The organism is Telluria sp. ZB4P34, from assembly GCF_059686055.1.
In genome coordinates this window covers 1-5,131 of record NZ_JCASIF010000035.1, presented here as the reverse complement: position 1 = coordinate 5,131, position 5,131 = coordinate 1, and the positions used below count along the sequence as shown (strand labels likewise).

Sequence of the window (5,131 nt, the reverse complement as noted above, 5' to 3'; positions counted from 1 at the left end):
GAAACGACTTTGCGCCGATGATAGTGCTGCAACCAGTGTGAAAGTAGGTTATCGTCAGGCTAGTTATAAGAGAAAGCCCATCCAGTGACCTGGATGGGCTTTTTTGCGTTTGTTTGCGTTTGCACGCAGCCAAGGCGCCCAGATACCTGGCGGGCCGAGGCCCGCCGCATCAACAGATTACCCGGCCGCGCTATCGTTCAGGTTCTTGCGCAGCCCAACCAGCTGGTCGCGCAGACTGGTGATCTCGTCGACCGAGCATTTGGTGGCGCACCGGATCTCGGGCATCAGCGCCGCAGCATCCTGGCGCAAAGCCCGGCCTTGCTCGGTCAGGCTGACAATCAGCTGCCGCTCGTCGTTACGGGCGCGTGCGCGCTCGACCAGGCCCTGCGCTTCCATGCGCTTGAGCAGCGGCGTCAGCGTGGCGGAGTCGAGGAGGTCGAGCAGCGGCGCTGCAGCGGGAAGGGGAGAGGAGTTCATCGAACCAATATAAATCGCACACTATCTAATTGCAAGCGACGCGGCGGGCTGCAACGCCTATGCGATATACATATTGGTCGGGTGGAATGCGTTTTAACCCCCCTTTCCAACAGTTCGTCGCATAAATACGTTTGCCTGCTTCCAGCTGGACTACGATCATCTGATCATAAAAACCAGTAGGGGATGGCCATGGACAAACCAGCAGTGCCGGCGGCCTTGACGCCGGTCGGAAACAACGAGCGCATCCAGTCGCTCGACGTCATACGCGGATTTGCCCTGATCGGCATCCTGTTGATGAACGTCGAGTTCTTCAACCGCGCCACGTCCCAGATCGGCTCGGGCATGCAGACTGGTCTCAGCGGCGCAAATTTCTGGGTCAGTTACTTCGTCCAGTATTTCGTTACCGGTAAATTCTGGACCATCTTCTCCTTGCTGTTCGGCATGGGCTTCGCCGTCATGCTCACCCGTGCGGAGCGCGCCGGCCGCAGCTTCCTGGTTCCCTACATGCGCCGCATCGCTGCACTTGCCGTGTTCGGCGCCTTGCACCACATCTTCCTGTTCGCCGGCGACATCCTGTTCAGCTACGCCGTCGCAGCGACCTCGCTGCTGGTCGTGCTGTACGGACGGACCAAGTGGATCCTGCTGGCGATCGCCGCATGTACCGGCGGCGGCTTCATTCCCGGCATGGACTGGCTGTTCGGCATTGCCGGCGGCCTGGCGTTCTTCGGCGTCGTCGCCTGGTGGCTGCGCGGTGAGCAGCGCATGAAGCGCTTCGGCAAGCCGCCTGTGATCGCCTTTATCATGATGGTCGTCGGCGTGATCGTTGCGATTGGCGGCGGCGTGACCTGGATCCTGCCCGCCATGCCCCCGCAGGCACGCTTCGGCATGCCGATGCTCGGCGTCGCCTTGCTCACGCTCGGCTACTTCACCACGCGCTACCACGCCGACAAGCCGGGCCGTCCGTGGCGGCTCGGGGTCGGCATCTACTGCTTCTCCTTCCTGATGATGACCGGCGCCGGGGCGTCGATGTACTTCTTCCCCGAGAAGCCGGCCGCCGTCGTAACCAAGGAAGAGGTCAAGAAACAGAAAGAGCAGGCGGCTGAGCGCGCCAAGAATCTCAAGGAACGCGACGAGCGCATCAAGACTGAGACTGCGGTGCTCACCAAAGGCAGCTTTGCCGACGCAGTCAGCCTGCGCGCCAAGGACTTCGCCGAAGGCGCGCCGGGCCAGGTCGGCTTTGCAACGATTCTGATCGCGATGTTCCTGATCGGCACCTGGTTCGTCCGCTCCGGCGTCATGGAAAGGGCCCACGCCCATCTGCCGCTGTTCCGCAAGCTAGCCATGTTCGGCCTGCCGATCGGCATCGGCCTGGGCGTGCTCGGCTCGACGATCGCCATGCATGCGGTGCCCGGATCACGCGGCGCCGACGGCTACCAGCTGGCCTCCGGCCTGCAAATGCTGGGCAACCTGCCGGCCTCGCTCGGCTATGTCAGCCTGGTGATCCTGATGCTGTACAGCGCGTCGCCGCTGAACAAGGTGAGCGTGCTCGCACCGTTCGGCCGCATGGCCCTCACCAACTACCTGACGCAATCGCTGGTCGCCTCGGTCTTCTTCTTCGGCTACGGCTTCGGCAACTGGGGCATTTCGCGCGTCGACCAGATGCTGTTCGTCGTGCTGCTCGCAGGGGCGCAGATCGTGTTCAGCCATGTGTGGCTGTCGCGCTTCCGCTACGGTCCGATGGAATGGCTGTGGCGTGCCGTCACCTACTGGCAGATCCCGCCGATGCGCCTCCAGCCGCCGGCAGCCGTGCCCGCCGTGGTCACGCCGGCGTGAGGGGGCTTGTTCATCTCGGCGCGGCGCTGCTCGCAGGCGTCGCGCTGCCGGCAGCCGCGCAGCCGGTGAAGGTGGCCGGCCTGGGCCAGCCGGCGCGCATCCTGGTCGACCAGTGGGGCGTGCCGCATATCTATGCCGCCAGCCAGGATGACGCCTTCTTCGTCCAGGGTTTCAATGCCGCGCGCGACCGCCTGTTCCAGATCGACCTGTGGCGCCGTCGCGGGCTGGGCGAGCTGGCCTCCGTGTTCGGTCCATCCTACGTGGAGCAGGACCGCGCCGCGCGCCTGTTCCTGTACCGCGGCGGCATGGAGCCGGAATGGGCGGCCTACGGCAAGGATGCGCAGCGTACCAGCGCGCGCTTCGTCGCCGGCATCAACGCCTACATCGACGCCATCGCGCGCAAGCCGGAACTGATGCCCTTCGAATTTCGCCAGCTCGGCTACCGGCCCGCGAAATGGCGGCCGGAAGACGTGGTACGCATCCGCAGCCACGGCCTGACGCGCAACCTGACGCAGGAAGTGGCGCGCGCGCGCGTGGTGTGCCGCGCCGGCCTGGCCGCCGATGCCGTGCGCGCGCAGCTGTCGCCAAGCTGGACGACGCGCGTACCGGAAGGCCTGGACCCCTGCCTGCCCGACGATGTTCTCGACGTCTTCACCCGCGCGACCGACACCGTTCGCTTCGACCGCCAGACCCTGCAGGCGTCGCGCGCCTTGCCGAACGAGGAAACGCTCGAGGGCAGCAACAACTGGGTGGTCGCTCCCTCGCGCAGCGCGACCGGCCGCCCCATCCTGGCAAACGATCCGCACCGCGCCTACGGTGCGCCCTCGCTGCGCTATATCGTGCATCTGAGTGCGCCCGGCCTGGACGTCATCGGGGCGGGCGAACCGGCGCTGCCCGGCGTGTCGATCGGCCACAACGGCAAAGTCGCGTTCGGACTGACCATCTTCAGCATCGACCAGGAAGACCTGTACGTCTACGAGACCAACCCCGCCAATCCGCAGCAGTACCGCTACGGGGGAAAGTGGGAAAACTTCCGCGTGGTACGCGAGAAGATCCAGGTGCGCGGCGGTGCAGCCAGGACGGTGGAGCTGCGCTTTACCCGGCACGGACCCGTGATCTACCAGGAGCCTGGCAAGCGCCGGGCATTCGCGGTCCGCACCGCATGGACGGCGCCGGGCATGGCCCCGTATTTCGGCAGCATCGACTACATGAAGGCGCAGGACTTCATCGGATTCCGCCGCGCCATGGAGCGCTGGGGCGCCCCGACCGAAAACCAGGTCTTTGCCGATACCTCTGGGAACATCGGCTGGGTAGCCGGAGGCCTGGCGCCGGTGCGTCCGAACTGGGACGGGCTGATGCCGGTGCCCGGGGACGGCCGCCATGAATGGAAGGGATTCCTCGACGGCGCCAAGCTGCCGTATGTGCTGAACCCGAAGCAAGGCTGGTATGCGTCGGCCAACGAGATGAACCTGCCGGCCGGTTTCCCGTACAAGGAACATAAGCTCGGTTTCGAGTGGCCGGACAATGCACGCGCGCGGCGCATCGCCGAGGTGCTGTCAAGTACGCCGAAGGCGAGCCTGGAAGACATGCAGCGGCTGCAGAACGATGTCGTGTCGCTCAATGCACGCCGGCTGGTCGCTCTCCTGAAGCCTTTGTCGGCGCAGGACCGGAACACGCAGGCGGCACTACGCCTGCTGTCGGCCTGGAACGGAGAAGAAGGCGCTGCTTCGGCAGCGGCCGCATTGTACGAGGTGTGGTGGTCGCGTCACCTCGGCAATGCATTCAAGGCTGCTGTCCTGAGCCCTGCGGCGAGAGAGGCCATGGATGCACCACATGCGAGCGTCATGCTCGAATCGCTCGAGCAACCAACGCAGCGCTTCGGCGCCGATGCACTCCGCAAGCGCAACGGCGTCCTGTTGTCCAGTCTCGCCACGGCATGGGCGGAGATGGAATCGCTGCAGGGACCCGACCCCGCACGCTGGCAATGGGGCAAGCTGCACTTCAGCTATTTCATCCATCCGATGGCGCCGATCCTCGACCAGGCTGCCCGTGCGCAGGTGAACGTCGGTCCGTTTCCGCGGGGAGGGGGCGCGTACACCGTCAACGTGTCGGCTTATTACCCGAGCAGTTTCTGGCAGGCGCATGGGCCGTCCTTCCGCATGGTGCTCGACGTGGGCAACTGGGATAACTCGCGTGCGATCAATACGCCGGGACAGTCGGGCGACCCGGCCAGCCCGCACTACCGTGACCTGGCCGCCAGCTGGGCGGAAGGGAAGTACTTCCCGCTCCTGTATTCGCGGGAAGCGGTGCAGAAGGCGACCAGGCAGGTCATTGAACTGGCGCCGGCACGGTAAGCATGCGGGGCTTGCAAGGCGGCGCGGGCTTTGCTATAGTTCGCGTCCGCTTCGGTTCGAGCAAAAAAACGTTAACGTAATCAAGTGCTTACGATAACAAGCTCAGCAAGAAAGTTTGCAACGAAGTGGAAGAGGGTTGACGAGAAACGCGAAACACTGCATAATCTCGTTCCTCTGCTGCTGACGAACACAACGCTTCGCACGGTGCAGCAAGGTAGTACAGAACGCAGTTCTTTAACAATCAACAGTCGATAAGTGTGGGCGTTTGATGAAGGTGCCGCTGACATCGGTCAGTGAATACTTAAATTATCAAATGTTCACAAAAGTATTAAGCGTTGTCTCAGCAATGAGATGACGGTCAGTATCTTGAGTGAGCGACCCCTTAGAAATAAGGGTGACACGAAAGTGTCAACAAACAGAGATTGAACTGAAGAGTTTGATCCTGGCTCAGATTGAACGCTGGCGGC

At 63.4% G+C, this 5,131-nt stretch carries 3 protein-coding genes; 2 read left to right on the top strand and 1 reads right to left on the bottom strand.

The features are described 5' to 3' along the window. Positions 1-177: 177 nt before the first annotated feature. Positions 178-477, bottom strand: coding sequence for a MarR family winged helix-turn-helix transcriptional regulator (locus AC56KL_RS23165; RefSeq protein ID WP_497182534.1), 300 nt, complete (start codon positions 475-477; stop codon positions 178-180). Between the two features lie 189 nt (positions 478-666). On the opposite strand from AC56KL_RS23165, the gene AC56KL_RS23160 reads away from it, so the two are divergent. Together AC56KL_RS23160 and AC56KL_RS23155 are read left to right on the top strand one after the other, a co-directional pair. Then, positions 667-2,310 carry a DUF418 domain-containing protein gene (locus tag AC56KL_RS23160; RefSeq protein ID WP_497182533.1) on the top strand — a complete coding sequence of 548 codons (1,644 nt, stop codon included), beginning with the start codon at positions 667-669 and terminating at the stop codon, positions 2,308-2,310. Further along, positions 2,307-4,664 carry a penicillin acylase family protein gene (locus AC56KL_RS23155; protein WP_497182532.1) on the top strand — a complete coding sequence of 786 codons (2,358 nt, stop codon included), beginning with the start codon at positions 2,307-2,309 and terminating at the stop codon, positions 4,662-4,664. The genes AC56KL_RS23160 and AC56KL_RS23155 overlap by 4 nt, the downstream gene beginning before the upstream one ends. Positions 4,665-5,131 lie beyond the last annotated feature (467 nt).

Excerpts from the sequence above, each read along its gene's own strand:
- AC56KL_RS23165 (WP_497182534.1), bottom strand. The coding sequence starts at position 477 with ATGAACTCCTCTCCCCTTCCCGCTGCAGCGCCGCTGCTCGACCTCCTC.
- AC56KL_RS23160 (WP_497182533.1), top strand. The coding sequence starts at position 667 with ATGGACAAACCAGCAGTGCCGGCGGCCTTGACGCCGGTCGGAAACAAC.